General features: G+C 66.5%; 23 protein-coding genes. 13 read left to right on the top strand and 10 right to left on the bottom strand.

Features of this window, described 5'->3' with window-relative positions:
• The first annotated feature begins 3 nt into the window (after nucleotides 1-3).
• Genes O5I81_RS01925 through O5I81_RS01910 form a run of 4 tightly spaced genes read left to right on the top strand, consistent with a single transcriptional unit; the run spans nucleotide 4 to nucleotide 3,099 of the window.
• Nucleotides 4-486 carry a helix-turn-helix domain-containing protein gene (locus O5I81_RS01925; RefSeq protein ID WP_271067254.1) on the top strand — a complete coding sequence of 161 codons (483 nt, stop codon included), beginning with the start codon at nucleotides 4-6 and terminating at the stop codon, nucleotides 484-486.
• On the top strand, nucleotides 483-1,169 hold the full coding sequence (locus O5I81_RS01920; protein WP_271067253.1) for a response regulator: 687 nt from the start codon (nucleotides 483-485) through the stop codon (nucleotides 1,167-1,169). Before O5I81_RS01925 ends, O5I81_RS01920 begins: the two co-directional genes overlap by 4 nt.
• On the top strand, nucleotides 1,169-1,759 hold the full coding sequence (locus O5I81_RS01915; protein WP_271067252.1) for a DUF559 domain-containing protein: 591 nt from the start codon (nucleotides 1,169-1,171) through the stop codon (nucleotides 1,757-1,759). The genes O5I81_RS01920 and O5I81_RS01915 overlap by 1 nt, the downstream gene beginning before the upstream one ends.
• Entirely contained in the window at nucleotides 1,756-3,099 is a 1,344-nt protein-coding gene (locus tag O5I81_RS01910; protein WP_271067251.1) for an ATP-binding protein, read from the top strand. Before O5I81_RS01915 ends, O5I81_RS01910 begins: the two co-directional genes overlap by 4 nt.
• A 185-nt stretch (nucleotides 3,100-3,284) precedes the next feature.
• On the opposite strand, the gene O5I81_RS01905 is transcribed toward O5I81_RS01910, so the two are convergent.
• Nucleotides 3,285-3,914: a TetR/AcrR family transcriptional regulator gene (locus O5I81_RS01905; RefSeq protein WP_271067250.1), complete on the bottom strand. Its 630-nt coding sequence runs from the start codon at nucleotides 3,912-3,914 to the stop codon at nucleotides 3,285-3,287.
• Between the two features lie 127 nt (nucleotides 3,915-4,041).
• On the opposite strand from O5I81_RS01905, the gene O5I81_RS01900 reads away from it, so the two are divergent.
• Together O5I81_RS01900 and O5I81_RS01895 are read left to right on the top strand one after the other, a co-directional pair.
• Nucleotides 4,042-4,851 (top strand): UDP-2,3-diacylglucosamine diphosphatase, encoded by an 810-nt coding sequence (locus tag O5I81_RS01900; RefSeq protein ID WP_271067249.1) that lies wholly within the window; start codon nucleotides 4,042-4,044, stop codon nucleotides 4,849-4,851.
• The gene (locus tag O5I81_RS01895; RefSeq protein ID WP_271067248.1) at nucleotides 4,851-5,945 is read left to right on the top strand and encodes a glycosyltransferase family 1 protein; all 1,095 of its coding nucleotides are present in this window, start codon (nucleotides 4,851-4,853) and stop codon (nucleotides 5,943-5,945) included. Before O5I81_RS01900 ends, O5I81_RS01895 begins: the two co-directional genes overlap by 1 nt.
• 165 nt (nucleotides 5,946-6,110) lie before the next feature.
• Here the strand turns inward: O5I81_RS01895 and O5I81_RS01890 are convergent, their stop codons facing one another.
• Entirely contained in the window at nucleotides 6,111-6,839 is a 729-nt protein-coding gene (locus O5I81_RS01890; RefSeq protein WP_271067247.1) for a hypothetical protein, read from the bottom strand.
• Between the two features lie 102 nt (nucleotides 6,840-6,941).
• Nucleotides 6,942-7,952 (bottom strand): ligase-associated DNA damage response exonuclease, encoded by a 1,011-nt coding sequence (locus tag O5I81_RS01885; RefSeq protein WP_271067246.1) that lies wholly within the window; start codon nucleotides 7,950-7,952, stop codon nucleotides 6,942-6,944.
• Nucleotides 7,953-8,029: 77 nt separating this feature from the next.
• On the opposite strand from O5I81_RS01885, the gene O5I81_RS01880 reads away from it, so the two are divergent.
• The 4 genes from O5I81_RS01880 to O5I81_RS01865 all read left to right on the top strand — a co-directional run bounded on the left by O5I81_RS01880 (nucleotide 8,030) and on the right by O5I81_RS01865 (nucleotide 11,216).
• Nucleotides 8,030-8,500 (top strand): PaaI family thioesterase, encoded by a 471-nt coding sequence (locus O5I81_RS01880; protein WP_271067245.1) that lies wholly within the window; start codon nucleotides 8,030-8,032, stop codon nucleotides 8,498-8,500.
• Nucleotides 8,497-8,916, top strand: coding sequence for a PaaI family thioesterase (locus O5I81_RS01875; protein WP_271067244.1), 420 nt, complete (start codon nucleotides 8,497-8,499; stop codon nucleotides 8,914-8,916). The genes O5I81_RS01880 and O5I81_RS01875 overlap by 4 nt, the downstream gene beginning before the upstream one ends.
• A gap of 328 nt (nucleotides 8,917-9,244) precedes the next feature.
• Complete coding sequence (locus O5I81_RS01870) at nucleotides 9,245-10,198, top strand: transposase (protein WP_271067243.1); 954 nt, start codon at nucleotides 9,245-9,247, stop codon at nucleotides 10,196-10,198.
• A gap of 475 nt (nucleotides 10,199-10,673) precedes the next feature.
• The gene (locus O5I81_RS01865) at nucleotides 10,674-11,216 is read left to right on the top strand and encodes a GNAT family N-acetyltransferase (RefSeq protein ID WP_271067242.1); all 543 of its coding nucleotides are present in this window, start codon (nucleotides 10,674-10,676) and stop codon (nucleotides 11,214-11,216) included.
• 4 nt (nucleotides 11,217-11,220) lie between these two features.
• Here the strand turns inward: O5I81_RS01865 and ald are convergent, their stop codons facing one another.
• The 4 genes from ald to O5I81_RS01845 form a co-directional block, all read right to left on the bottom strand.
• Complete coding sequence (gene ald, locus O5I81_RS01860; RefSeq protein ID WP_271067241.1) at nucleotides 11,221-12,333, bottom strand: alanine dehydrogenase; 1,113 nt, start codon at nucleotides 12,331-12,333, stop codon at nucleotides 11,221-11,223.
• A 75-nt stretch (nucleotides 12,334-12,408) separates the two neighbouring features.
• A complete protein-coding gene (locus O5I81_RS01855) occupies nucleotides 12,409-12,828 on the bottom strand; it encodes a hypothetical protein (protein WP_271067240.1) in 420 nt (139 codons plus the stop codon).
• Nucleotides 12,829-13,248: 420 nt separating this feature from the next.
• Entirely contained in the window at nucleotides 13,249-13,620 is a 372-nt protein-coding gene (locus O5I81_RS01850) for a VOC family protein (RefSeq protein WP_271067239.1), read from the bottom strand.
• Between the two features lie 86 nt (nucleotides 13,621-13,706).
• Nucleotides 13,707-14,396, bottom strand: coding sequence for a YafY family protein (locus tag O5I81_RS01845; protein ID WP_271067238.1), 690 nt, complete (start codon nucleotides 14,394-14,396; stop codon nucleotides 13,707-13,709).
• A gap of 219 nt (nucleotides 14,397-14,615) precedes the next feature.
• Here O5I81_RS01845 and O5I81_RS01840 point away from each other — a divergent pair, with 219 nt between their 5' ends.
• Nucleotides 14,616-15,392, top strand: a complete 777-nt coding sequence (locus tag O5I81_RS01840) for an alpha/beta fold hydrolase (protein WP_271067237.1) — start codon at nucleotides 14,616-14,618, stop codon at nucleotides 15,390-15,392.
• A gap of 99 nt (nucleotides 15,393-15,491) precedes the next feature.
• On the opposite strand, the gene O5I81_RS01835 is transcribed toward O5I81_RS01840, so the two are convergent.
• A complete protein-coding gene (locus O5I81_RS01835) occupies nucleotides 15,492-15,806 on the bottom strand; it encodes an HTH domain-containing protein (protein WP_271069087.1) in 315 nt (104 codons plus the stop codon).
• Nucleotides 15,807-16,187: 381 nt separating this feature from the next.
• Between O5I81_RS01835 and O5I81_RS01830 the strand changes: the two genes are divergently transcribed.
• On the top strand, nucleotides 16,188-17,498 hold the full coding sequence (locus O5I81_RS01830; protein ID WP_271067236.1) for a DNA cytosine methyltransferase: 1,311 nt from the start codon (nucleotides 16,188-16,190) through the stop codon (nucleotides 17,496-17,498).
• Here the strand turns inward: O5I81_RS01830 and O5I81_RS01825 are convergent.
• Complete coding sequence (locus O5I81_RS01825) at nucleotides 17,382-18,323, bottom strand: response regulator (protein ID WP_271067235.1); 942 nt, start codon at nucleotides 18,321-18,323, stop codon at nucleotides 17,382-17,384. The two genes, O5I81_RS01830 and O5I81_RS01825, sit on opposite strands and share 117 nt — an antisense overlap.
• On the bottom strand, nucleotides 18,320-20,644 hold the full coding sequence (locus tag O5I81_RS01820) for an ATP-binding protein (RefSeq protein ID WP_271067234.1): 2,325 nt from the start codon (nucleotides 20,642-20,644) through the stop codon (nucleotides 18,320-18,322). Before O5I81_RS01820 ends, O5I81_RS01825 begins: the two co-directional genes overlap by 4 nt.
• Before the next feature lie 353 nt (nucleotides 20,645-20,997).
• Here O5I81_RS01820 and O5I81_RS01815 point away from each other — a divergent pair, with 353 nt between their 5' ends.
• A complete protein-coding gene (locus tag O5I81_RS01815; protein ID WP_271069086.1) occupies nucleotides 20,998-26,007 on the top strand; it encodes an alpha-2-macroglobulin in 5,010 nt (1,669 codons plus the stop codon).
• The last annotated feature ends 19 nt before the right edge of the window (nucleotides 26,008-26,026 follow it).

Below are 26,026 nucleotides of genomic sequence, written 5' to 3'. Positions count from 1 at the left end.
AGCATGAATACCTTTGCCGACACCCGCCTGATCCTCAGCGAATCGGAGCTGGATCTGGGGCTGGAGCTGGTCCTGCTGGCCGAAACCGCCATCTGGAACGCGGTGGACGCCGCCATGGAGGCCGAGCCACAGGGCCTCGGCCGCTCGCACTGGCGCGCCGCCTTCCTCATTCGAAGGAGACCCGGTGTCGGTGTGAAGGAGATCGCCCGCCTGACCGCCCTGACCAAACAGGCGGCCAGCCGCACCCTGTCCGACCTGGAAGCCCATGGCCTGGCCGAGAAAGTCCCGGGAGAGCTGGACGCGCGGCGTCGCCCGGCGCGGCTGACAGCGGCGGGCCTGGCTTTTGAATCCCGGGTATCCGACAACCTGCGCGGCCTGATCGCCATGGCCTATCGCGACGGAGGCCTTGACGGAGTGGCGGCGGGGCGGCGCATTCTCGCCTCCCTGGCGGGTCCCCGCCTGACGGCGAGGCGGGAGGAGCCATGAGCGACAGACATCTGCTGGTGGTCGATGACGACGACCGCATCCGCGATCTGCTTCGCCAGTTCCTGACCCGGGCCGGCTTCCGCGTCACCGTGGCCGCCGAGGCCGGGGCGGCCGGCCGTCTGCTTGACACCCTCGACTTCGACCTGGTCATTCTCGACGTCATGATGCCTGGCGAGGACGGCATGAGCTTCGCCAAGCGCTTGCGAAGCACGCCGGGGCCGGCCTCCAGGGCCCCGATCCTGATGCTGACCGCCCGGTCCGAGACCGCCGACCGGATCGAGGGGCTGACCGCCGGGGTCGATGACTATCTCGCCAAGCCGTTCGAACCGCAGGAACTGTTGCTGCGCATCGAGGCCATCCTGCGCCGGGCCGGACCGCGGCCCAGCGACGACCAGCCGGTGTCGCTCGGCCGCTGCCAGTTCGATCCGGTGCGCGGCGAGTTGACCCGCGACGGCGTGCTGGTGCGGCTGACCGAGGCCGAGATCGACCTGTTGCGCACGCTGGCCAAGGCGCCGCACGCGCCGATCGACCGCTACACCCTGGCCCGCGACGACGCCGACGCGGCCGGCCGGGCCGTGGACGTCCAGGTCACCCGCCTGCGCCGCAAGATCGAAGACGACCCCAAGACCCCGCGCTACCTGCAGACGGTGCGGGGGGTCGGGTATCTGCTGGCGCCGGATTGATGGAGGGCGATCAAAGCAAAGCCCTCCCCCTCGAGGGGGGAGGGTTGGGTTGGGGTGTGCGCACCGGCCCGGCCGGAGAGACGCACTTGGGCGCCGGCGCCCAAACGCGCTCATCCAGACACCCTGTGGACACACCCCCAACCCCGACCCTTCCCCCCTCGAGGGGGAAGGGAGAAATTTCTCGTGTCACTGGGGCGCCGAAGCCGGAAGGCGTCAGAGGAAGCGGAATCTATGAGCGCGTCACCTACACGCCACGCGCCGCCGGCCAGGCTAAACGCCTGCGCCGCGATATGAACGTCAGTGAGCGCCGCCTCTGGGAGGCGCTTCGAGCTCTCAAGCTGAACATCCGCCGACAAGCCCCCATCGGTCGCTTTATCCCCGACTTTGTCCACCTCGCGACCCGCCTCGTCATCGAGGTCGACGGCGCCTGGCACAGCCTGCCCGAAGCCGAACTGCGAGACCACGAACGCGACACTTGGCTGCGTTCTCAAGGATTCGAGGTCGTCCGCATCCGTGACCGCGACGCCTGCGAACAGCCCAGGGAAACCGCCGAGCGGATCGCCGCCCTGATCGAATGCCGCCGCCGATGAAGATCCGCGCCCTTCGCATCTTCATTCCGCGCGCCATCAAGCGGTGGCTGCCGCAGAGCCTGTTCGCGCGCACCCTGCTGATCATCGTCCTGCCGGTGGCGATCATGCAGGGGCTGATCACCTACCTGTTCTTCGACCTGCACTGGCAGGCGGTGAGTTCGGGCCTGACCGACAGCCTGGCCGGGGACGTGGTCTGGATCGTCGAGACCTACGAGCAGGACCCCGGCGGCCTGCCCCGGCTGGCCGACCGGGCCGAGCGGGCCCTGTCGCTGTCGGTGGCCTTCAAGCCCGGCGAGACCCTGCCGGCCACCCGCAAGCAGGCCTATTTCGCGCCGGAGGACCGGGCCCTGGAAGCGGCGCTGGAGCGAAAGCTCGACCGGCCCTTCTGGTTCAACAACCGCAGCTACAACAGCTGGGTCGGCATCGAAGTCCCTGTCGAGGGCGGGGTGATGCGGGTCTATGCGCCGCGCGAGCGGGCCTTCGCCGCCTCCGGCTGGATCTTCATCCTTTGGATGGGCAGCGCCACCCTGCTGCTGACGGCGATCGCCATCCTGTTCATCCGCAACCAGGTCCGCGCCATCGAGCGGCTGGCCGAGGCCGCCGAGGCGTTCGGCAAGGGCGTCGAAGGGCCGGAACCGTTCAAGCCCTACGGCGCCCGCGAGGTGCGCCAGGCAGCGCAGGCCTTCCTGTCGATGAAGGCCCGCATCCAGCGCCATCTGGAACAGCGCACGGTGCTGCTGGCCAGCGTCAGCCACGACCTGCGCACGCCGCTGACCCGGCTGAAGCTGGAGCTGGCGCTCGCCGAGCCCTGCGCGTCCAACGAGGCGATGAAACGCGATCTCTCCGAGATGGAGCACATGATCGACGAATACCTCGACTTCGCGCGCGGCGAAGGGGCCGAGGCGGTCGAGAGCACCGATCTGGCCGCCTTGCTGGGCCAGTACTGCGAGGACGCGCGAAGGACGGGCGCCAGCGTGGCGTTGAAGGTTCCGCCCGGACTGTCGGCAATGGTGCGGCCCAACGCCCTGAAGCGGGCGCTGGACAATCTGGTGTCCAATGCCGTCAGCCACGGCAAGACCGTGCAGGTCACGGCCGGTCCGACGGCGACGGGCGGGGTCGAGATCGTCGTCGAGGACGACGGGCCGGGAATCCCCGAGGACCGCTACGAGGAGGCGTTCAAGCCGTTCAGCCGGCTGGACGAAAGCCGCAACCAGAACCGCAAGGGCGTGGGGCTGGGGCTGGCCATCGCCCGGGACGTGGCGCGCAGCCACGGCGGGGACGTGACGCTGGCGAAGTCGGCGCTGGGCGGGTTGAAGGCGACGATCCGGCTGCCGGGGTAGCCCTCATCCTCACCCGTTTACGGGGGAGGGGGACCACGAAGTGGTGGAGGGGGCGAGGGCCGTGCGCCGGCTCGTCCAACTAAAGCTCTTCTTCGAAACCGCTGGCCAAGCGCCTTTCACTCGCCCCCTCCACCACGCTTCGCGCGGTCCCCCTCCCCCGCTTCGCGTGGGAGGATGGAGCGAACTCACTCCGGCCACAGCTCCGTCACGCCGCCCTTGCGGTTCAGCATGTGGGTGGCCCGCTTGATCACCGTCAGCAGGCGCTCGATCCGGGCGTCCTCGTCGTACGACAGGTCGGCGCGGGCCAAGCCCTCGAGCATGAACCGCGCCAGGTCGCGGCTGGCCTGGAACCGTGGGCCGGCCCCGGCGTGAAGCATCTTCAGGAAGTGGTCGCCGATCTGGGCGCGGTCGAATTCGGCCCGAGCCGGGGCGATCAGGGTGGCCACCACCGGGTCGGTCCTGGCGGCCGTTTCCAGCTCCATGAAGGCGGTGAAGGCCGGATGGCGCAGCAGGTCCCAGTAGCTGTCGATGGCGTGTTCGGTAACGTCGGCGCCGGGCGGCAGGTCCTCGGCCGCGCGGCGGAACAGCTCGGCGCGTTCCAGCTGCAGATAGCCGATCACCCCTTCCAGCAGGTCCTCGCGGGTCGGGAAATGGTACAGCATGGCGCCGCGGGTGATGCCCGCCGCCTCGGCCACGGCGGCATTGGTCGCCGCGGCATAGCCGCTCGACGCGATCACCTTCACCGCTTCGTCCAGGATGCGGGCGCGGGTCCGCCGCGACTTGGGCGTATCCCGATCCTTACGCTGTACTTCCATGGTCCCGATCTAGGTAACCGCTGATCATCTCGCAATGCACAAAGTTCCACCAGCAACCGGTTTCACGGCAGTGACATGAAATCAGCCTAGCGCCAGCGCATTTCAGGGGCATTGCGGTGGGTCAAAAATGAGCAGCCCGGAGGCGGTCCGACGCTACCGCAGCATTTTCATCAGCGACATCCATCTGGGCACCGCCGGTTGTCAGGCCGAGCTGCTGCTCGACTTCATTCGCCATGTCGAATGCGACCATCTCTATCTGGTCGGCGACATCGTCGATGGCTGGAAGCTCAAGGGCGGCTGGTTCTGGCCCCAGGCCCACAACGATGTGGTCCAGAAGATCCTGCGCATGGCCAGAAAGGGCACCATTGTCACCTATGTGCCGGGCAACCACGACGAGTTCGCCCGCGACTTCACCGGCGTCCATTTCGGCGGGGTGGTGGTGGCTCGCGACTGTCTGCACGAGACCGCCGACGGCCGCCGCTTCCTGGTCACGCACGGGGACGAGTTCGACGGGGTGGTCCAGCACGCCCGCTGGCTCGCCTTCCTCGGCGATTGGTCCTATAGGACGCTCCTGATGCTGAACACCCTGCTCAACCGCGCCCGGCGACGGATGGGGATGGGCTACTGGAGCCTCTCGGCTTTTCTGAAGGTCAAGGTGAAGAACGCTTTGCAGTTCATCGAGAAGTTCGAGGACGCCCTCGCCGAGGAGGCCCGCCGGCGCGGCGCCGACGGGGTGATCTGCGGCCATATCCACAAGGCGGAAATGCGCGACATTCAAGGCATTCTCTACATCAACGACGGCGACTGGGTGGAAAGCTGCACCGCTGTCGCCGAGGATTTCGACGGCTCGCTCCAAATCATCGATTGGGCCAAGGCGCGTTCCTGGTCCATGATCGCGCGGTCGATGTCCGATTCAGCAGAGCCCGCCGCCGCCTGATGCGTATTCTCTTGGCCACCGACGCCTGGGAGCCCCAGGTCAACGGCGTTGTCCGCACCCTGACGCGGGTCATCGCCGAACTGCGGGCCATGGGCCACGAGGTCGAGGTCATCAGCCCCGACCAGTTCAAGACCATTCCGCTGCCGACCTATTCGGAAATCCGCCTGGCCATCGGGGCCGACGAGGCGGTGCGCGAGCGGTTCAAGGCCTTCGAGCCGGAAGCCATCCACATCGCCACCGAGGGCACGCTGGGCCTGGCCGCCCGCCGCGTCTGCCTGGAGTGGAAGCTGCCGTTCACGACCAGCTACCACACCCGCTTCCCGGAATACGTCAGCGCCCGCCTGCCGCTGCCGCTGGCGGCCGGCTACGCCTACATGAAGTGGTTCCACAAGCCGTCGGGCCGGCTGATGGTCGCCACGCCCACCATGCGCGACGAGCTGGAGGCCCATGGCTTCCGCAACATCTCGCCCTGGTCGCGCGGCGTCGATACCGACACCTTCAACCCCGCTCGCCGCGAACCCGACATCTTCAAGGACCTCAAGCGGCCGATCTTCCTCAATGTCGGCCGGGTGGCCGTCGAGAAGAACATCGAGGCCTTCGCCTGCCTCGACCTGCCCGGAACCAAGGTGGTGGTCGGCGACGGGCCGCAGCGGGAGGAGCTGTCGCACAAGTATCCGGAAGTGGTCTTCGCGGGGGCCAAGTTCGGCGACGAGCTGGCCGCCTACTTCGCCTGCGCCGACGTCTTCGTCTTCCCGTCGCTGACCGACACCTTCGGCCTGGTGATTCTGGAAGCCATGGCCGCCGGCACGCCGGTGGCGGCGTTCAGCGCGCCGGGACCGATCGACATCATCCCGAACAGCAACGCCGGCGCGCTCGCGCCCGGCAAGGCCGAGGGGCTGAAGGAGGCCTGCCTCGCCTGCCTGGACCTGGACCGGGCGGTGGTGCGGACCTTCGCCGAGAAGTTCAGCTGGCGGTCCTGCGCCGAAGAGTTCCTCAAGAACCTGCAGCCCTATCCCGAACCGGAGAAGACCCGCTTCTGGCGGCGGCTGCGGAGGCTGGCGCGGTTGCGGCGGAAAGAGAAGCCGGCGGCGTAAGGCCTCCAAACCCCAACACTGTCATCCTCCGGCGCCCGCAGGGCGACCGGGGGACCCATCTGTCCGCGTGAAGACTCTTGGGAGTCAATCAAGAGCCGCCTTGGGTCCTCCGGTCCGCTGCGCGGCCGAAGGATGACAGATTGAGGTTGAGCTATCCGGGCGCCCTCACCCCCGCTCGTCCAGTTCCCCCAAAATCATGATCTTCTGCCAGACCTTGCGCCCGAGGTCGGTGCAGAGGTTCTCCACGTCGCTGGCCCCGGCGATGATCACATGGTCGCTGCTTTCGCCGGCCATCACCGCCGCCAGCTTGCCGGTCAGGGCCAGCATCTCGGCGCAGTATTCCAGGTAACGGGCCAGTTCGAAGCGGGTCATGGCCCGGTCGGGCGACGACGGCGTGCGCGGACCGGGGTTGAGGATGACGGTCGGATCCTTGGTCAGCTGGTGCATGTCGACGACATGGGCGAAGGCCCGCAGGCGATGCAGCCAGGCCTGGACACGCGAGCGCCGCAACCGCTCCTCCAGGGTCAGCAGGAACCAGGCGCCGGCCCCCATCAGCAGCAGCAGGTTGACCGCCGACTCGATCACCGGCGTCAGGGCCACCGGATCGCCGGCCGTCTTCAGCGCCGACCAGTCGACCAGCCGGGCCGCCCAGACCTGGGCCGCCACCCCGCCGACCACCACCAGCACGACCAGCGTCCGCAGCCCGTAGTAGGGCCGGGTCAGGCCGTGGGCCTCGCGGCCGGCCGTGCGGGCGTTGGCAGCCAGTTCGTCGGCGACGCCGGCCAGGCCGGAGGCCGGGAAGCGCTCGGCCACCCGGTCGGCCAGTTTTATCGCCGTCGTGGCGACCATCGCGCCGTCAAGCCGGCGGTAGGTCCGCGGTGCGCCCCTGCTCATCAAGCCCCCTCCTGACGCGTCGATAGGACGCCGATGCAGTCCGCAACGCCAGTAGAATCAGCAGACTCACACCGACCTGTTGCAGGGTTGTGACGGCCGCTTCTACATCTCTTCCTCGTCCTCATAGCCGACCAGGGCCAGGGCCCGCGCCGGCTGGCCGCGCAGTTCGCACCAGCGCAGCAAACCCTCCTCGCGTCCGTGGGTGATCCACACCTCGCCGGGGGCCAGCTCGGCCAGGGTGTCGGTCAGTTCGTCCCAGTCGGCGTGGTCGCTGATGACCAGCGGCAGTTCTACGGCCCGCTGACGGGCCCGGGCGCGAACACTCATCCAGCCCGAGCAGAAGGCGCTGACCGGATCGGCGAACCGGCGGCTCCAGCGGTCGGCCAGGGCCGAGGGCGGACAGACGATGATCTCGCCGGCGAAGTCGCGGCCCTTCTCGATGGTGGCCGGCTCCAGGGGGCCGAGATCGACGCCGTGCTCCTCGTAGAGCCGGTTGAGCCGCTCCATGGCCCCGTGGACATAGATGGTCCGGTCCCAGCCGCCCTCGCGCAGCAGCCGGATCACCCTCTGCGCCTTGCCGAGCGCGTAGGCCCCCAGCATGTGGGCCCGCTCCGGGAACTGCTGCACGCTGGCGATGACCTTGCCGACCTCGCCGGCGTCGTCCGGGTGCCGGAACACCGGCAGGCCGAAGGTGGCCTCGGTGATGAAGACGTCGCAGGGGACCGGCTCGAAGGCCGCACAGGTCGGATCGCGGCGGCGCTTGTAGTCGCCGCTGACCACCATGGTCATTCCTCTGTGGCGGATCACCGCCTGGGCCGAGCCCAGCACATGGCCGGCCGGGACCAGCGTGATCTCGACGCCGTTGTGCGCGGTCGTCTGGCCATAGGGCGCCGCCTGCCGCGTCCCGGCGAAGTCCTCGCCATAACGCGTGGCCATGATGTCGAGCGTGGCCGGCGTGGCCAGCACTGTGTCGTGGCCGGAGCGGGCGTGGTCGGCGTGGCCGTGGGTGACCACCGCCCGCGCCACCGGGACCACCGGATCGACGTAGAAGTCGCCCGGCGGGCAGTAGAGGCCCTTCGGCGTCGGGCAGAGCAGCTGTTCGGGTTTCAGCATGGTGAGAAGTACGCTCCGCGCAGCGGAAAGCTCCGCTCCCACTGGATATAGGGCCGCATGCGCCGTAAACCCGTTCCATGAGTGATCAGGACGCCATCCGGCACAACATGGCCCAGGGCATGAGCCAGGGCAGCCCCTACGCCCGCGAGATGGGCTTCGAGCTCGTCAGCATGACCGGCGGCGCGGCCGTGATGAAGGCCGAATACAAGGACATCATGGTCGGCGATCCCGACACCGGCGTCATCGCCGGCGGGGTGGTCACCGCCCTGCTCGATCACGCGTCCGGCTCTGCGGTGCATCTGGCGATGAAGGAGTTCAAGATCATCGCCACGCTGGACCTGCGCATCGACTACATGCGGGCCGCCAAGCCGCACCGGCCGATCTTCGCCCGAGCCGAGTGCTTCAAGGTCACCCGCTCGGTCGCCTTCGTGCGGGCCGTGGCCTACGACGAGTCGCCGGACGATCCGGTGGCGTCCGCCGCCGCCGCCTTCATGCTCGACTCGAGCAAGGGCCGTCATCGCCTGGCCAAGCCGGAGGTGAAGTCGTGAGCGAGGCCGCCGACCGCCTGAGCGCCATGCTCGAACGCATTCCCTACGCCCGCTTCCTGGGCGTGCGGGCTGAGCTGGCCGGGGACGAGATGACCATGATCCTGCCCTTCGGCACCCACATCGTCGGCAACCCGATGCTGCCGGCCATTCACGGCGGGGTGCTGGGCAGCTTCATGGAGATGACGGCGCTGGCCCAGCTGCAGGTCCGGGAAGGCCAGGCCAAGCAGCCGCGGGTCATCGACGTCTCGATCGAATACCTGCGCTCCGGCCGGCCGCTGACCACCTATGCCCGGGCCGAGATCAAGAAGGTCGGCCGCCGGATCGCCAACGTCCATGTCGAGGCCTGGCAGGAACAGCGCGCCCAGCCGATCGCCGCCCTGCGGGCGCACTTCCTGCTGGAGCAGGTGGAAGCTTAGTCGCTCCCTTCTCCCGCTTGCCGGGAGAAGGTGGCCCCCGAAGGGGGCGGATGAGGGCAGCATCCGGCCAGGAAGATTGGCGACAGCGCCGCTCGCGCCAGAACGTGACTGTGCAGGATAAGCCGGTGCTGCCCTTGTTTGTAGAACGCCTGCTACTGTCTGGCTGATCCGGGATGTCCGTCTGGCGCACCACCGCCAGACGGACCGCCATCGGAGGGGCCGATCTGCCCTGAGCCTTTTGGGCTGAGGATGAGCTGGGCCGCCGTTGGCCTTCAATGACCCGGATAGTTGCAGGGACGATAGGGTCCGGAGCCACAAGGAGGGGTCGTTGAAGAAGGATCAGGTTAGCACGAAGTGTGGTGGGGTCGATGTCTGCAAGCTTTGGCTGGACGCGGCGGAACACGGTCTTGAGGACAGTCTGCGGGCGCCCAACACGGCTGAAGGCATTGCCGAGCTGATCGGCTGGTTCAAGGCGCGTGGCGTTGTCCGCGTCGGGTTCGAGGCGACGGGAGGCTTTGAGCGCAAGCTGTTGCTGGCTCTGGAGGCCGAGGGGCTTGAGGTGGTGATGTTCCAGCCACTCCAGGTGCTGGCCTTTGGCCGGTTCAAAGGTCGCAAGGCCAAGAACGACGAGAAAGACGCCCGGCTGATCGCCGCGGCGACCGCCCAGTGCGACACGGTCAAGGCCGCCAGCGATCCGCTGCTGATGGAGCTGGCCGAGCGGTTCACGGTCTACGAGCGGATCAGCGAGACAGTCGCCCAGTTCAAGACCTTTGCTCAACAGCTGGACGGAGAACCCCACAAGGCCGAGGTGAAAGCCCAGATCCTCTCCCTGGTCGCCGCCAAGACGCGTCTGGCCAGGCAGATCATCGCGGCGATCAAGGCGGCGCCGCACCTGGCCCAGCGCTACGGACTGCTGATGTCCATCCCCGGCATCGGTCCGCTGATTGCCGCCAGCCTCGTGGTCCGCATGCCTGAGCTTGGCTCGATGGAATTTGGTCAGGCCGCCTCGATGCTTGGAACAGCGCCCTACGACCGGGACAGCGGCAGCTTCAAGGGCCGCCGCTTCATCGGTGGGGGGCGAGAGCGGCCCAGGCGGATGATGTACATGGCCGCCCTGACCGCCATCCGTCATGACGCCGGCTTCAAAGCCTTCGCCACAAGGCTTGTCTCCGCCGGCAAAGCCAAGAAGGTCGCCATCGTGGCGGTGATGCGTAAACTCATCGAGGCTGCAAACCTCGTCCTCAAGCGCAACACGCCATGGGTGACAAGAACCGCCAACTAAACATAGTTGCTCATCCGTCGGCCTGCGGCCGCCACCTTCTCCCGGCGAGCGGGAGAAGGAACCGTGAAGCACTCACCCCATGATTACATTCCCGTAACCTCATTACACCTGCGTTATTCTCTTACAACGGCGTCATGACGCAAGCTTAACAAGCCTTTTCAGACCTCATTCAGTATACCTCAAATCACAGCAGCGCAGGGACGCGCCGCCAACATCAACTGAGGGACTACTGACATGACCGCTCGCATTTCCAACCTCGCCAGCCTGATCCTGGCCTCCATCCCCGTCATCGCCATCCTGGGCATCGCCCAGCTGGAAATGGCTTCCCGCGCGTTCGGCGCCTGATGCGCCGCGCCTCGCTCCACCGGCTCTGACAACCTCCCCCCCTGCTCAGATCCGGTGGAGCCCCGCTCTCCATCAAACCGAGACAAAGGCGCCCCTTCCCGGGCGCCTTTTTCGTTGTAGAAATCGCACCATGATCGCACCCGGCCCCACCCTGACCACCGCCCGCCTGATCCTGCGCCCGACGGCGCGCGAGGACTTCGACGGCTGGGCCGAACTGATGGCCGACGAGGAGAACAGCGGCTTCATCGGCGGACCGCAGGAACGCCCGGCCGCCTGGCGCGGGATGATGAGCATGGCCGGCGCCTGGGCGCTGGAGGGCTATGCGATGTTCAGCGTGCTCGACAAGGACACCGGCGAGTGGCTGGGCCGGGTCGGGCCATGGGTTCCGGAAGGCTGGCCGGGCACCGAGGTGGGCTGGGCCCTGCTGAAGAAGGCCTGGGGCAAGGGCTATGCTGTCGAGGCCGCCGAGGCGACCATCGACTGGGCCTTCGACACGCTGGGCTGGACCGAGGTCATCCACACCATCGATCCGGCCAACACCGCGTCCCAGCTGGTGGCGAAGAAGCTGGGCTCGACCAACTGGGGGCCGAGCAAACTGCCGCCGCCGTTCGAGGACAAGCCGGTGGACGCTTGGGGTCAGACCCGCGAGCAGTGGCGCGCGCGGGTCCGCTAGGCGTTTAGGCCCAGGCCCCGTAGGGATCGACGAACGGCTTGCCGAGCGCCTCGGCCACGGCCGGGTGGGTCAGCTGGCCGCCGAGGACGTTGAGGCCCTTGGCCAGGTGCTTGTCCCGCTTCAGCGCGTCCAGGCCGTGATCGGCCAGGGCCAGGCCGAAGGGCAGGGTCGCGTGGACCAGCGCTTCTGACGACGTGCGCGGGGCGGCGCCCGGCATGTTGGCGACGCAGTAGTGGACGACGCCATCGACCGTGTAGGTCGGCTCGGCGTGGGTGGTCGGGTGGCTGGTCTCGAAACAGCCGCCCTGGTCGATGGAAACGTCGACCAGCACGCTGCCGGGCTTCATGCGGACGAGGTCCTCGCGCTTGATCAGCTTGGGCGCGGCGGCCCCGGCGGTCAGCACGGCTCCGATGACGACGTCGGCTTTGAGGATCTCTTCCTCGATGGCGTCGAGGGTCGAGTAGCGGGTCAGCACCCGGCCCATGAAGATGTCGTCCAGTTCCCGCATCCGGGGGATGGAGCGTTCCAGGACCACCACCTCGGCATTCAGCCCCATGGCCATGCGGGCGGCGTTCATGCCGACCACGCCGCCGCCGAGCACCGCCACCCGGGCCGGAGGCACGCCGGGGACGCCGCAGAGCAGCAGGCCCATGCCGCCGTTGTGCTTCAGCAGGGTTTCGGCGGCCGAGAAGACGGCGATGCGGCCGGCCACTTCACTCATCGGCGCCAGCAGCGGCAGGCCGCCCTTGGCGTCGGTGACGGTCTCATAGGCGATGGCGGCGCAGCCCGAGGCGATCAGACCTTCGGTCTGGGCCGGGTCGGGGGCCAGGTGCAGGTAGGTGAAGAGGATGTGGCGCGGCTCGAGGCGCTCCCATTCGACCTTCTGGGGTTCCTTGACCTTCACGATCATGTCCGACTGGGCGAAGACGGCCGCCGCGTCCGGGGCGATCGACGCGCCCGCCTTGACGTAGGCCTCGTCCGAATAGCCGGCGCCCGTGCCCGCGGTGGTTTCGACCAGGACCTGGTGACCCCGCGCGACATACTCGCGGACCGCCGTGGGCGGCAGGCCCACGCGATGTTCGCCAGGTTTGATCTCCTTGGGCACGCCTACGCGCATGGGCTTTCCTCCTTGGGGCCTCTTTGCGGGGCGTTTGGCCCCTTCATGCCGCTAGGTCAAGGATAAGCTTTCTTCCTACCCGGGGTTTGCGGCTTCGCACACCACCTGGCGGGACTCGGCGATGGCCTCGCGGTCGTATTTCAGCTCGGTGAGCAGGCCGAGCACGGTGGCTTCGTCCTGACCCTCCAGCGGAATGCCTTCGCAGACCGACAGGTTGCGCATGTCGTCCTGAAGGATGGCGTCATGCTTGGTCATCGCCGCGCAGTAGGCCTTGTAGTCGGCGCCGGGGCTGTCCATGCCCTCGCCGGCGGCCAGGGCGGCCTCGGCGTGGTCGGTGGCCGGTTCCAGCACGGTCATGCACTGCTTGAGCCGCTGGGCGGTCAGCTTCTCGATCTTCGAGGCGGCCTGGACGGGAGCCGGGCCGATCACCGATCCGCCCAGCCCCGCCAGCGCGATCCCCACAACGGCAAGCGCCGTCATCTTCGCCTTGATCATCAGCTTTCCCAACCTGAAGGGCCCAATCCGATGATCTGGCCGAACTAAACGTCCTTTTGGCGCCCGACCGCGCCCCTTGAAAAGGGGGCGGATCGAAGCGGTCCTATTATACCGCGACGCGGCCCGGCCCACAAAAAAAGCCGCGCGCTCGCCGGAGCGGGCCCTGGAGCGGCCAAACCCCGGTCCCTGTTGGCCTTGGCGTGGGCCGAGGCGCTGGGGGCGTAGGCCGCCGCGTAGGTCGAAGCGTGGCCTGCCGTCAGCGAATGTAGGGGGGATCGGGCCCACATCCGAGACGGCGGCGCGGGCGCCCCGGACGGCGCTCCGGGCCGACTGGAGGGGTTTTCGGAGGGGAAAGTTTCCAAGGGGCGAGCCGGGGGCCGGCAAGATGAATATGTCTATACATATTGCCGGCCGGGTCGGTCAGCGGGCCGGCGGGGCGAAGACGCGCAGGCGGTGGCCGTCGGGGTCGAGGGCGACGAAGGTGGGGCCGAAGCTCATCGTCGTCGGCGCCTGCAGGATGGTCAGGCCCCGGCCGCGCCAGTCGTCGTGCAGCGCCTGGACGGCGGCAGCGTCGGGGGCGGTGAAGGCGACCTCGCTGGCCCCCGCCTGGCCCGAACTGGCCGGCTCGACCGTGGCCCGGGCCCAGAGGCCGAGCATGACGCCGCCCTGCAGCGGCAGCATGGCGAAATCGTCCTTCTGCTCGATGATCGGCAGGCCGAGCAGGCGGTTGTAGAAGGCGGCGCTGGCCGCATGGTCGGCCACGTGAAGCAGCAGGAAGCTGAAGTCGGGCAAGGCAAGTCTCCTCTGGAGCGCGGCGTCCGGGATCGGCGCCGGCCCGAAGACCTCTAGGACCGCCTGCTGTCAGTTTCTGTCAGTAGTCACTGTTCCGGAATGTCGCGCTGAGCCCGCCATTCGGCCAGCAGGGCCGCCCGGCGGCGGGGATAGCGCTGCGCCGTCACCTCGAGCACGGTGATGCGGTCGGTGCGGAAATGGCGATAGCCCTCCCGCAACTCGCACCAGGCGGCCACCACCCGCACCCGGTCGTAGAAGGCCAGCACGAAGGGCCAGATGGTGCGGCTGCTGACCCGTCCCGCCTCGTCGGCGTAGGCGATGCGCAGCCGCCGCTCGGCGCGGATGGCCTGGCGCAGGCCGGCCAGCTCGCCGCCGCCGCCGGCGACCACCGCGCCCGGCCCGATCAGCAGGCCGGACGCCTCGATCCCGGCCTTCAGCTCCGGCGGCAGCACCGCCCCCACCTTGGCCAGCACATTGCGCGCCGCCAGCCCCAGCGACCCGTCCGCCCGCTGCGACACCCAGCGCGAGCCCAGCACCAGCGCCTCGATCTCTTCTTCGGAGAACATCAGCGGCGGCAGCATGAACCCGGACCGCAGCACATACCCGACCCCGGCCTCCCCCTCGATGTGCGCGCCCTGGGCCTTGAGGGTCTCGATGTCGCGGTAGAGGGTGCGCAGGGACACCCCCAGCTCCCCGGCCAGCACGGCGCCGGCCACCGCGCGGCGGTGGCGGCGGAGGAGCTGGATCAGGTCGAGGAGACGTTGGGCGCGGGACAATGGGCATTCTCGACGGGCGGGTGCGCCATCCTGACATGAAATGTCAGCAGGATATCGCCCTTTGGCCAAGACCAAGACGCGTCCAGGTTCGCTGCGGCCAAAAGTAATCCCGTCCCGGCGAGCAAGCCTGCCGGCGCCAGGGACGTGCAACCGATGGCGCCGCCCGTGACTTTAACAGGACACCGCTGACCCTCCAGCGACATCCATCGTGGTAACGGCATGACCCTGCACTTTGAGCGCACAGGCAGGGGGCCCCCTCTGCTTCTGGTCCATGGCCTGGGGGGAAGCCTGCGGTCATGGGACACGATTTCGGAGCCGCTCAGCCGCTCGCGGGAATTGATCGTCATCGACCTGCCCGGCCATGGCAGGTCGCAGCCGGTTTCGGGCCGCCAGACCATCGCTGCCTTCGCGGACGCTCTCACGGCATTCATCGAGGCCGAGCAGTTGGGCAGGGTCGACCTGGTCGGCAGCTCCGTGGGCGCCCGCCTGGTGCTGGAGCTTTCGCGTCGCGGCGTTGGTCGCCACTGCGTCGCCCTGGACCCGGGCGGCTTCTGGCGAGGCTGGGAGACGACGTTCTTCCAGGGCACGATCGCGGCGTCCATCCGGCTTGTCCGAGGTCTGCAGCCGGTGATGCCATTCCTGTCGCGCCACGCCGCCACACGGACGCTGCTGCTGGCCCAGTTGTCCGCCAGACCCTGGGCGCTTGCGCCGGAGACCTTGCTGACGGAAATGCGAAGCTTCGCCGCCACGGCGGTTTTCGACGACATGGTGCACGAGCTGGCCACCGGCCCCTTGCAGGCTGGAACCGCGTCCACGCCCGGACAGGTGACAATCGGCTGGGGCCGGAACGATCGCCTTCTGCTGCCCCGCCAGGCCCATCGGGCCCAGGCCGCCTTCCCCAACGCCCAGTTGCGCTGGTTCGACCGCTGCGGCCATTTCCCCCATTGGGACCAGCCCGAAGAGACGGTGCAGGCGATCCTTCAGACGACGGGCTGACCAGGCCTGGTCCCGACTCTCACAGGACGCCTCCAGCGGGCGCGCGGCGACCCGGCTTCTTTGTAGAAATCTATATAGTGTCCCCGAATTTCCCGGCCTTCAGGCCGGCGGCGGCGCCGCCCCGACCTTGGCCAGCACATTCCGCGCCGCCAGCCCCAAGGGCCCGTCCGCCCGTTGCGACACCGAGCGCAAGCCGCGCACCAGCGCCTCGATCTCTTCCTGCGAGAACATCAGCGGCGGCAGCATGAACCCGGAGCGGAGGATGTAGCCGACCCCGGCCTCGCCCTCGATGTGGGCGCCCTGACCCTTGAGGGTGTCGATGTCGCGGTAGAGGGTGCGCAGGAAGACGCCCAGCCCCTCGGCCAGCACCGCGCCGGCGACGGCGCGGCGGTGGCGGCGAAGGGCCTGGATCAGGTCTAGGAGGCGTTGGGCGCGGGAGATGGGGCTCTCTGGTTCGTTGGCACGCCGTCACGAGCTGGCGACCTGTTTGCCTCAATCTACGCCGTCGGACTGCCGCAGTCGTCAGCGGAATCCCGCAGCGGCCTTAGACGTTTTCAGGAATGACCGGATTGCAGTTGGGCTAGTCCTGACGGTCTCCCAGATGATCTTCCGGTTGGTAACCAAACTTTTGGAAATCCGCCCCTAGCCTTTCCCGACTTGGGGCAGGGAACGAATCATGACGGTGCGGTTCGATCCACTACCTAGTTGCAACCCCGACAAAGCGCTTCCGTTTCAAGCTACGTTGTGCGGCCCAACGCCCTGGACCTCAGGGAACGAACGTGCAATAGCGCCTTCATGAGGCCGACTTGCATCGATCTCTTCGCTGGCTGCGGGGGCCTTTCGCTCGGCCTAGGCGAAGCCGGGTTTTCGACCCTGTTTGGCATAGAAGGCCATTCCGATGCCTTCTCCACCTACCAGCAAAACCTTCTCAACGACGAAACCGGCCGACATGGCTGGCCGGCGTGGCTTGAACAGCGCCCTTGGCTTGCGCAAGACGTGCTTCGCGAACACGGCAAGGAGCTTTCGTCGCTTCAGGGCAAAGTCGACCTCGTTGCAGGCGGCCCCCCTTGCCAAGGCTTCAGCATGAATGGGCTGCGGCGGCCGGATGACCCCCGAAGCCAGATGGTTGATGTCTACTTGGACTACGTCGAAACGATTAAGCCACGCTTGGTTCTCCTCGAGAACGTGGTTGGCTTTCGCTCGATGCGACACAGGACCGGCGGAACGTACAGCGACTACGTCGTTCTCGCATTGAAGAAGCTTGGCTACGACACATGGTGCGACACGCTCCGCGCCGCCGATTGGGGCGTTCCGCAGCGTCGGCCGAGGTTCGTACTGATTGCAGCGCTTTCCGGCACCCTCCCAGGCATTGACCCCATCCAACGCTTGCGCGTTGCGAGACGATCATTCCTGGAAGGACGCGGCCTGGGCCCAACCTTCACCACGGCAAGGGCGGCGCTTTCTGATCTCGAAGAGAATGCAGAAAGCGAGCTTCAGCCAGACAAGGATTGGGGCCCCCAAGGCTTCAAGACGCTCCGCCGCACCCGCGCTCCGAAAACTCCCTATCAAAAGTTGATGAGAAAGGGTGGTTCCGGCCAGCCATCAGACATGCGCTTGCCTCGGCATAATGCCGTTTCCACCAAGCGGATGCAGGACATTCTCGACAATTGCGAGCGAGGCGTGTGCTTGCGGGCGGAAGACCGAGCCCGCCTGGGCATCAAGAAGCGGGCCACCACTCCACTCGACCCGGACGCCCCGTCACCAACAATCAGCACACTACCGGACGACTTCGTCCACTACTCGCGACCGAGATCGATGACGGTTCGCGAACATGCGCGCCTACAGTCCTTTCCCGACTGGTTCTCGTTTACAGGCCCATACACAACCGGCGGCAAACGCCGAAAAGACGCATGTCCGCGCTTCACTCAAGTTGGCAACGCTGTTCCGCCGCTATTCGCTGAAGCGATAGGGGAGGTACTGGCCGGACTGTTACTGGTCCAAAGAAACGACAAGCGCTCCGATTTCACGGAAAGCGTCGATGTGGGCGGCGAAGTTGCGTCGAAGTTCCGGGAAATCGGAAACGCTGATCTCGTTGCTTCCTTCTAATATCCAACCGTCAGGCCCCTGCACCTCGACGACATGGCCGAGGATGTTGCGCTTTCTCAGGACGCTTGCGTCGTATTGCGCGCTGCTAGCCCTCAGCTCACGAAGGCGCTCAACCTGATCGCCGGTCAAAGCAAACGCTGCGGGATTGGCAGCGACGGCCTTCGTCAGTCGCCTAAAGTGCTTGAAGAGCTTCGCGCTATCTACCGCCCTACTGTCGAGGCGAGCAGACAGGTCCCCAGTCATTGCTACCTCATACCCCGCTCCCAACTCGCGAACGAAGTTGATCACGTCCTCGTCTAGATCACCCACCCTAGAATCGCAGGCCGGATCACGCGCAGACATCGCCAGCAGCGCGTCGCGCATCAGTGTATCGCACTCTGCAACAACCCGCATTGCTAAGCCGCGCATCCCCGACAAGCGGTCGAGCGCCCGTGCGGTCTGGTCGATGAGGCTGCCAGCCCTTTCGATAAATCTTCCGCGAGCGCTGCAGTAGACTCCTTCAACCTGCTTCTCGGCAATCATTCGGCGCAGCTCGTTTTCGTCTGCGCTGCCGGAATAAAACAGGATCGTTGTTGAAGGAAACAGGTCCCGTATCCTCGGGGCCAGGTCGTTTCCATCCTCTCCCTTTAACTTATAGTCGAGAAGAATGATGTCGTACTGATGATACAGCCGATGGACGCGGGCCAATTCCTCGACCCTCGCTCCGTTCTCAATCGTTTCAATCCGTGCCAGAAAACCCGCCTCGCGGACCCGTCGCTTCAGATTTTCCTCTTCTTCCTGGCTAAATGAATCCTCGATCCAAAGTATTCCTAAGTCGAGATTCATGCCTTCTCCCCCGGAATTACGATTTCGAAGTCGGCCCTCGAGCCGTCACCGAATAGCTCGATCGACCCATTCATCTCTTGAACTATCTGGCGGACCGTATAGAGGCCGAGGCCCGTGCCACCTGGCGATCCAGAATATCCACGCTCAAATATTTTGGCAGAGTCTACTCTTCGTTCATCGATGCCAAGTCCATCGTCGGTCACCCTGATTGAGACGGCGTCCTGACCCTTTCGAGCGGCCTTGAAGTCGACGCGGGTTGCCTTTGCCTTTCTGGCGTTGTCTTGAAGATTGTCGATCAGAACCGCGATATCGACGGGTGAGAATTCCCTGTCCAGCATAAGCCCCCCGGCATCAAACGTGGCGACCGGCATGCCCGGCACTCCGGCCAAGCGCACCGTGAAATACTCCCCAAAGAACTTGAGCAAATCTCCGCGCACCTTGTCGGTCTGAAGGTCCACACGGATGTTCGGCGCAAAAGACAAGACAGTACGAAGACGCTCGCCGGAGAGGTTGGCGCCCGCAATTGACGCCAAGGCCCGCCTTCCCGATTGACGGATACTTGCCAAGAGGTCTTCAAAGTCGTCGAAATCGCCGTCCCGCGCCGGGGTTGAAGCCAACGCCAGCACGCTTCCCAGCTCGTGAGATACATTGGCGATTGCCGAGCGAACGTGACCAAGATGAATGGTGGCCTGGTGCATCAAGAGCTGCACCCGCTCGACATTCACATCCCGACTGCTGCCCAGAAACGCAGCTTGTTGCTCCAGCCGATCAATGCGCGCGTCGGCTCGTTGACGCTCCTCAATGGCGCGCTGGGCAACCTCGTGGGCTTCTTCGCGCGAAGCCCGAAGCTCCTCAATTCTCCGCCGAGCCTCCTCGATCTGCCCTAGCAGCGCCGTATCCCCGCTGCTTTCGGCAACCTCCTCAATTGCCTTGAGGGCGTTGTCCGTTATCTGGTCGGGATCGTCCGAAACCCTGACTATTTCGGGGTCATAGTAGACAATCTCGATGTCCCTTGACCGCGCGAGCCCTCCGACAATCGCCAATACTCGCTCACGAGCGCTCTCCGTTACGAGACTATCGGAAGTATCTCGGTCCTGATCTCGTTTGTCCTTCCAGTTGACTCCAACGACGTATCGCTCCAACCGGAAGATCATGTGTTTCCTGATTGCGTCGTAGAGAGCCCGGCTACGAGCGTCGTCAATCAAACCGGCATCACGACTCGAAACCTCTCTGAACATCTTCGGGCGCGCGCTCACATCAACACGACCCAAGATATCTCTTGTACCGAGGTATCGAGATTGCCCTTGTTGCTTTCTCCGGCTCAGACCAAGAGTGTCATCGAACTCCTCGCCGATGGGGAATATTCGAAAACCGTTGAGGAACAAAAATACACTGCCAAATTCTACAGGGCGAACCCCCATCCTCATGGTAAAATTGTGCTTTGCGGCCCGATTGAGGAAATATATTGTTCCCCTAACAGTACACCCCTCCAATTCTTCGTAGGGAGAAACCTCTTTGATCGTGTATATTTTTCTCCCACGGTCAAAAAGGGTCGTTCCGATATTTCCATCTTCGATCAGGACGTCGATACGGCTCGTTTTGTCTTGAAGCAGGTCGGCAATGTGATTCCCAACGGGCCCATCAACTCCTTCAATCTGTTCGGCGCCGCCGTCCGCTAGCCACGTGGACACCACAACGTTCGTTGTTGTGCCAAACGGATCAATGAGCTTCGCGAGATCCTTGCGGAGCTTTCCAATGCTATCTTCGTCCCATAGATGCCGAACGTTCTTGATTACAAGAACGGTGCCGTGCTCATTGGGCGATTTTGCATTGTGAATCTTCGGAAACGCTCGCGCCCTTGCGAGTTTTACAGTAACGGCCTGGAATTCCTCTTTGCTATCTTTTTCAAATTGAGTCCAATCCACCTCCAGCTTCGATATTGTGCTGGAACCGCTCACCATACTGTATAGAACAAGGTTAGCGCCAAGAGTATCGCAGGCGAAACGTCCAATACCTTTGCTGCCGGCAAACTGCCCAGCCGGCTTGATCCTGTCCCGATAGTTGTCGGCTTCGGGCACTTTCTCCGAGTACGCAACGAAGAGCCACTTGTCCCGTATGTCCTTCGGCGACATGCCCCGACCATCATCGACGATGGCAATAGTGTTCTCGTCAGGGTCAAACTCGATATCGACGCGTGTTGCTCCGGCATCGAACGAATTCTTGACCAACTCGAAGATGGCCACGAACTCGTTGGTCACGAGGTCGCGCCCAATGATGTCCTTGAGATGTGAGCTGACTCGGAACGTCTCGGTGGCCGCCATGTCCACGCCCTAACCTGTTTTCACGCTCGATGAAACGATTCCGGCCTAGTCGTCCATGACAGACGCGCGGGCCGAAACGAGAGCCTCGCTTCGAGAAGACCGTTCAAGAAGCAACGGAAGCGGCACGACAAGCCGCGTCTAGTTGAGCGCCCGCCACCCCCAATTTTCCCCTCCCGCACGAAGTTTGGACCCCCTCATTGACCGCTGTTCGCGGATAGCCTCATCCTCTCGAAAACACGCTCTTCTCAGGGGATGCGGCCATGGCGCCGAGCGACGAAACCACCGATGGCGCGGGCGCGGAGACGCCTGCCAAAGCGCCCCGGAAATCGCCCTTCGAGGGCATGAATTTCTCCATGCCCAAGGGCCTGTCCCCCACCGTCGCCATCGTCGCGGCGGCGATGCTCGCGGTCGGGTTCGGGGGCGGGTATGTGGCCGCCACGACGGGGGTGTTTACCGGTGGGGCCACGGGGCCCGGCGGGTCGGTGGCGACGGTGGACAAGAACGGGCGGACGCCGGGGGCGTTGGCCTGGAACCTGTTCGGCAAGCCGCGGGGGGCCAATGCGCCGCGGCGGGGGATTCCCAAGCCCGATGGCTTTGCGGTGTGGCGGACGCGGCTGGATACCAGCGCCAGCGAACCCAAGGCCTGTGTCGAGATGTCGAGGGAGCTCGACGAGGCCAAGAGCTATGGCGACTATGTGCTGGTCAGCCCGGACCTGGGCGGGACGCCGGCGGTCAGCGTCAATCCGAAGAAGAAGACCGAGCTGTGCATCGCCGGCATGGGCTTCGATGACCGGCGGGTGACGCTGCTGAAAGGCCTGCCCGGCAAGGGCAATGACAAGCTGGCCAGCAATGCCGATGTCGACTTCACCTTTGGCGAGAAGCCGCCCTATGTCGGGTTCGCCGGCAACGGGGTGATCCTGCCGCGCGAGGACAGCGACGGGGTGGGGATCGAGACGGTCAATGTCTCGCGGCTGGCCATCGAGGTGTGGCGGGTTTCGGATCGGAACCTGGTGCGCAAGTCGATCAGCGCGCCCGATCCGACCGGCGAGGGCGACTGGGCCGGGGACTATGGCGACGACAGCCCCGATGACGAGGGCCGGGTGGTCTGGAAGGGCGATGTGGCGGTGCGCGGCGGCCAGGGCGAGCGGGTGACCACGGTCTTCCCGCTGGGCGCGGTGCTGAAGGAGATGAAGGCCGGCGGCTATGTGATCAAGGCGCGGGACGCCTCGGCCGGGGTCAAGCAGGACGGCGAGGGCGAGGGGACCAATCCGGCCCAGGCGCGGCGCTGGATCATGTTCACCGACATGGCGCTGGCCGGATACGACGGGGCCGAGAGCCTGGACGTGGTGGTGCGGTCGCTGAAGAGCGCCAAGACCATGGCCGGGGTGCGGGTGGCGCTGGTGGCGCGCAACGGCGAGGACCTGGCCGAGGCGAAGACGGACGGCGTCGGGCGGGTGCGGTTCCTGCGGCCGCTGCTCAAAGGCGAGAATGCGCTGAAGCCCAAGATGGTCATGGCCTATGGGCCGCAGGGCGACCTGGCGGTGCTGGACCTGGACCGCTCGCCGGTCGATCTGTCGAAACAGGGCGTGGGCGGGCGCAGCGGGCCGGCGCCGGATGAGGACGAGACGGGCGGGCGGATCGCCGGCGCCGATGTCGACGGCTTCCTCTATGGCGACCGCGGCATCTATCGGCCGGGCGAGACGGTGCATTTGACCGCCATGATCCGCGATCTGCAGTCGAAGGCGGTGAAGAACCGCAAGGGCGTCATCACGGTGAAGCGGCCGAGCGGCGTCGAGTTCAAAAAGTTCGCCTTCGACGGGGCGCCCAAGGGGGCGGTGAGCTATGACGTGGCGTTGCCGAAAAGCGCGCCGCGCGGGCGCTGGACGGCGACCCTGACCATCGAGGGGCTGGATGGCGAGGCCGGGGCGCTGTCGTTCTCGGTCGAGGACTTCGCGCCGCAGCGGCTGGCCGTCGATACGGCCGGCAACGAGAAGGTTCCGGTGACGGCGGGCGAGACACGCAATGTCGCGGTCACCGCGCGGTTCCTCTACGGGGCCATCGGGGCTGGCCTGCAGACGCAGGGCGAGGCGCGGCTGGCGGCCGACCCCAACCCCTTCCCGGCCTACAAGGACTATCGCTGGGGCAACGAGAAAGACGGTTTCCAGGAGAAGTTCCTGGAGCTGGGCGGATCGGTGACCGACGGCGAGGGCAAGGCCATCCTGGCCATCAATTCGGCCGAGGCGGGGGATACCGCCGCGCCGCTGAAGGTGACGGTGACGGCGAGCGTCTTCGAGCCGGGCGGTCGACCGGTGCGCGAGAGCCTGTTCCTGAAGGTGCGGACCAAGCCGCTCTATTACGGGGTCAAGATCGACGAGGCCGAGGGTGGCGGGTCGAACCCGAGCGTCGGCATCGACGTGATCGCGGTCAACGCAGCCGGGGCAAGGATCGCCGCGCCGGGCACGACCTACACCCTGATCTCCGAGAACTGGGATTACGACTGGTTCCAGCAGGACGGCCGCTGGCAATGGCGGCGGACCAGCCGCGACGCGGTGATCAGCAAGCAGACGATCACGGTGGGCGCGGGAGCGCCGGCCAAGATCGGCCGGCATCTGGAATGGGGCGACTATCGCCTGGAGATCGAGGGGCCGGACGGCGCCAAGACCCTGATCCGCTTCTCCTCGGGCTGGGGCGGGGCGGCGCAGGACGGCGAAGCGCCGGACTTCGTGCGCATCGGGCTGAACAGCAAGACGCCGGGCCAGGGCGACACCATCGACCTGACCATCAAGTCGCCGTACGCCGGCGAAGCCCAGGTGGCGGTGGCCACCGACCGGGTGATCGACTTCAGGACGTTCATCGTCCCGGCCGGCGGCACGACCCTGCGGCTGAAGACCAGCGCCGCCTGGGGCGGCGGGGCCTATGTGCTGGTCAGCGTGGTGCAGCCGCGCGATCCGGTGGCGACGCCCAAGCCGCGCCGGGCCCTGGGCCTGCTCTATGTGCCGCTCGACCCGAAGGGGCGGAAGCTGACCGTCGAACTGGGCACGCCCGAGAAGCTGAACGCCAAGGCTGATGTCGTGGTGCCGGTGGAGGTGAAGGGTCTGGGGGTCGGCCAGCGGGCCAAGGTCACCGTCGCGGCGGTGGACGAGGGGATCCTGCGGCTGACCAAGTTCGCCAGTCCCGACCCGGCCAAGTGGTATTTCGGCAAGCGGGCCCTGACCATCGACTATATGGACGACTACGGCCGGCTGCTGGATCCCAACCTGGGGGCGCCGGCCAACGTCAACTTCGGCGCCGACCAGCTGGGCGGTGAGGGCCTCACGGTCACGCCGATCAAGTCGGTGGCGCTGTGGAGCGGCATCGTCGAGACCGACATCTTCGGCAAGGCGACGGTCAAGCTGCCGGCCGCCGACTTCAACGGTGAGCTCAGGGTCATGGCCGTGGCCTGGACCGACGAGGCGGTAGGGTCGGCGTCCAAGCCGATGACGGTGCGTGAGCCGGTGGTGGCCGACCTCAACCTGCCCCGGTTCCTCAGCCCCGGCGACAGGCCGGTGGCGACGCTGGAGCTGCACAATGTCGAGGGCAAGGCCGGCGACTACACCGTCGAGACCAGCGCCACCAACGGCATCGTCATGCAATTCAAGAAGGTGGTGCGGCTGATCCTCGGCCAGCGGATCGCCGAGAAGATCCCCTTCCTGGCGCCGGACCGCATCGGCGTCGGCGAGGTGTCGTTCAAGGTGGCCGGGCCGGACTTCAACACGGCCAAGACCTATCCGATCCAGAGCCGCCTGGGCTGGGGCGCCATCACCCGCGCCACCACCGAGCAACAGGCGGGCGGAACCAGCTGGACGCCGGACGCGGCCCTGCTGTCGGGCATGGCGGCCGGGGATGTGACGCTGCAGGTCAGCTACTCGCCGTTCAAGGGTTTCGACCCGGCGGCGATCGCGGCGGCGTTGTCGCGTTATCCTTACGGCTGCACCGAGCAGACGGTGTCGGTGGCCTATCCGCTGCTCTATGCGCGGCAGGTGGCGCCGGACCCGAAGGACAGGAAGTCGAGCGCGGCGCTCAACGAGGCGGTCGGCAAGCTGCTGGACCGGCAGACGCTGGATGGCGCTTTCGGCCTCTGGCGGGTGGGCGACGGCGAGGCGGACGCCTGGCTCGGCGCCTATGCCACCGACTTCCTGGTCGAGGCGAAATCGCGCGGCGCGCCGGTGCCGGACAGCGCCTTAGCGCGAGCGATGTCGGCCATGCGGGCGATCAGCCGGCCCGACGGCTGGGTCTCGGTGGGCTATCGCACCGAGTATCCGGTCTGGTGGGCGCGCAACGAGGCGGAGTCGAAACTGGCCACCGAGCGCATGCGGTCGCGGGCTTCGGCCTACGCCCTCTATGTGCTGGCCAAGGGCGGCCAGGGCGATCTGGCCCGGCTGCGCTGGTGGCACGACGTGCAGATGAAGAAGGACGACAACCCGGTGGCGCGGGCGCAGGTGGCGGCCGGCCTGGCCCTGATGGGCGACAAGGCGCGGGCGCGATCGGCGCTGAAGGCGGCGGTGGCCAAGCTCGGCTACCGTGACGAGCAGGACTGGTACCAGAGCCCCCTGCGCGATATCGCCGCCGTCATCGCCTACGGCTATGAGGCGGGCGAGCCCGGTATCGTGCGGTCGCTGGTCGATCGGCTGGACGGCGTGGTGCGCGATCCCGACAGCCTGAACACCCAGGAGCAGGCCCGCCTGCTGCAGGCCGCCGCGGCGATGATGAAGGCCAGCGGGCCGATCAATATTGAGGCGGTCGGAGCCACCAGCCTGGAACCGGCCGGCGGGGTTCCCCGCTGGGCGGTCGGCAAGCTGCAGGACGCGCGCTTCACCAACAAGGGCGGGACGCTGTGGCGGACCGTGACGGTGCGGGGTGTGCCGCTGGTGGCGCCGGGTCCCGGGGCCAGCGGGGTGAGCGTCGGCAAGCAGCTGTTCACCATGCAGGGCGGTGCCGTGAACCTTGGCAATGTCATCCAGGGCGACCGGATCATCGTGCTGCTGTCCGGCCGCTCGGCTCAGGGGCGGACCATGGCCCTGGTGGTGGATGATCCGCTGCCGGCCGGGTTCGAGATCGAGACCGTGCTGTCGCCGGAAGACGCCAAGGACGGCCCGTTCAAGTTCCTCGGCGACCTGACCGGGGCCGATGTGCAGGAATCCCGCGACGACCGCTACATCGCGGCCATGGACCTGGAGGGCAACAAGCCCTTCGCCCTGGCCTATGTGGCGCGGGCGGTGACGCCCGGCGACTTCTTCTACCCCGGCCCGCAGGCGCAGGACATGTACCGTCCGGTGATCAACGGGCGGGGCGGAGCGAGCCGGGTGACGATCGTCGGGCGGTAGGTGGCAGGTGTTGGTGTCG

Origin of the sequence: Caulobacter sp. NIBR1757, assembly GCF_027912495.1 — a bacterium.
Classification (GTDB): domain Bacteria; phylum Pseudomonadota; class Alphaproteobacteria; order Caulobacterales; family Caulobacteraceae; genus Caulobacter.
Note: the sequence above shows the minus strand (reverse complement) of the source record. Positions and strands in the feature narration are given on the sequence as shown.

What these genes read in the sequence shown, in the direction of transcription:
- O5I81_RS01890 (WP_271067247.1), bottom strand. Translation starts at nt 6,839, where the DNA reads ATGAGCAGGGGCGCACCGCGGACCTACCGCCGGCTTGACGGCGCGATG.
- O5I81_RS01815 (WP_271069086.1), top strand. Translation starts at nt 20,998, where the DNA reads ATGCCCAAGGGCCTGTCCCCCACCGTCGCCATCGTCGCGGCGGCGATG.
- O5I81_RS01855 (WP_271067240.1), bottom strand. Translation starts at nt 12,828, where the DNA reads ATGATCAAGGCGAAGATGACGGCGCTTGCCGTTGTGGGGATCGCGCTG.
- ald (WP_271067241.1), bottom strand. Translation starts at nt 12,333, where the DNA reads ATGCGCGTAGGCGTGCCCAAGGAGATCAAACCTGGCGAACATCGCGTG.
- O5I81_RS01865 (WP_271067242.1), top strand. Translation starts at nt 10,674, where the DNA reads ATGATCGCACCCGGCCCCACCCTGACCACCGCCCGCCTGATCCTGCGC.
- O5I81_RS01825 (WP_271067235.1), bottom strand. Translation starts at nt 18,323, where the DNA reads ATGAATCTCGACTTAGGAATACTTTGGATCGAGGATTCATTTAGCCAG.
- O5I81_RS01905 (WP_271067250.1), bottom strand. Translation starts at nt 3,914, where the DNA reads ATGGAAGTACAGCGTAAGGATCGGGATACGCCCAAGTCGCGGCGGACC.
- O5I81_RS01895 (WP_271067248.1), top strand. Translation starts at nt 4,851, where the DNA reads ATGCGTATTCTCTTGGCCACCGACGCCTGGGAGCCCCAGGTCAACGGC.
- O5I81_RS01820 (WP_271067234.1), bottom strand. Translation starts at nt 20,644, where the DNA reads ATGGCGGCCACCGAGACGTTCCGAGTCAGCTCACATCTCAAGGACATC.
- O5I81_RS01830 (WP_271067236.1), top strand. Translation starts at nt 16,188, where the DNA reads ATGAGGCCGACTTGCATCGATCTCTTCGCTGGCTGCGGGGGCCTTTCG.
- O5I81_RS01900 (WP_271067249.1), top strand. Translation starts at nt 4,042, where the DNA reads ATGAGCAGCCCGGAGGCGGTCCGACGCTACCGCAGCATTTTCATCAGC.
- O5I81_RS01920 (WP_271067253.1), top strand. Translation starts at nt 483, where the DNA reads ATGAGCGACAGACATCTGCTGGTGGTCGATGACGACGACCGCATCCGC.
- O5I81_RS01910 (WP_271067251.1), top strand. Translation starts at nt 1,756, where the DNA reads ATGAAGATCCGCGCCCTTCGCATCTTCATTCCGCGCGCCATCAAGCGG.
- O5I81_RS01925 (WP_271067254.1), top strand. Translation starts at nt 4, where the DNA reads ATGAATACCTTTGCCGACACCCGCCTGATCCTCAGCGAATCGGAGCTG.
- O5I81_RS01880 (WP_271067245.1), top strand. Translation starts at nt 8,030, where the DNA reads ATGAGTGATCAGGACGCCATCCGGCACAACATGGCCCAGGGCATGAGC.
- O5I81_RS01885 (WP_271067246.1), bottom strand. Translation starts at nt 7,952, where the DNA reads ATGCTGAAACCCGAACAGCTGCTCTGCCCGACGCCGAAGGGCCTCTAC.
- O5I81_RS01840 (WP_271067237.1), top strand. Translation starts at nt 14,616, where the DNA reads ATGACCCTGCACTTTGAGCGCACAGGCAGGGGGCCCCCTCTGCTTCTG.
- O5I81_RS01915 (WP_271067252.1), top strand. Translation starts at nt 1,169, where the DNA reads ATGGAGGGCGATCAAAGCAAAGCCCTCCCCCTCGAGGGGGGAGGGTTG.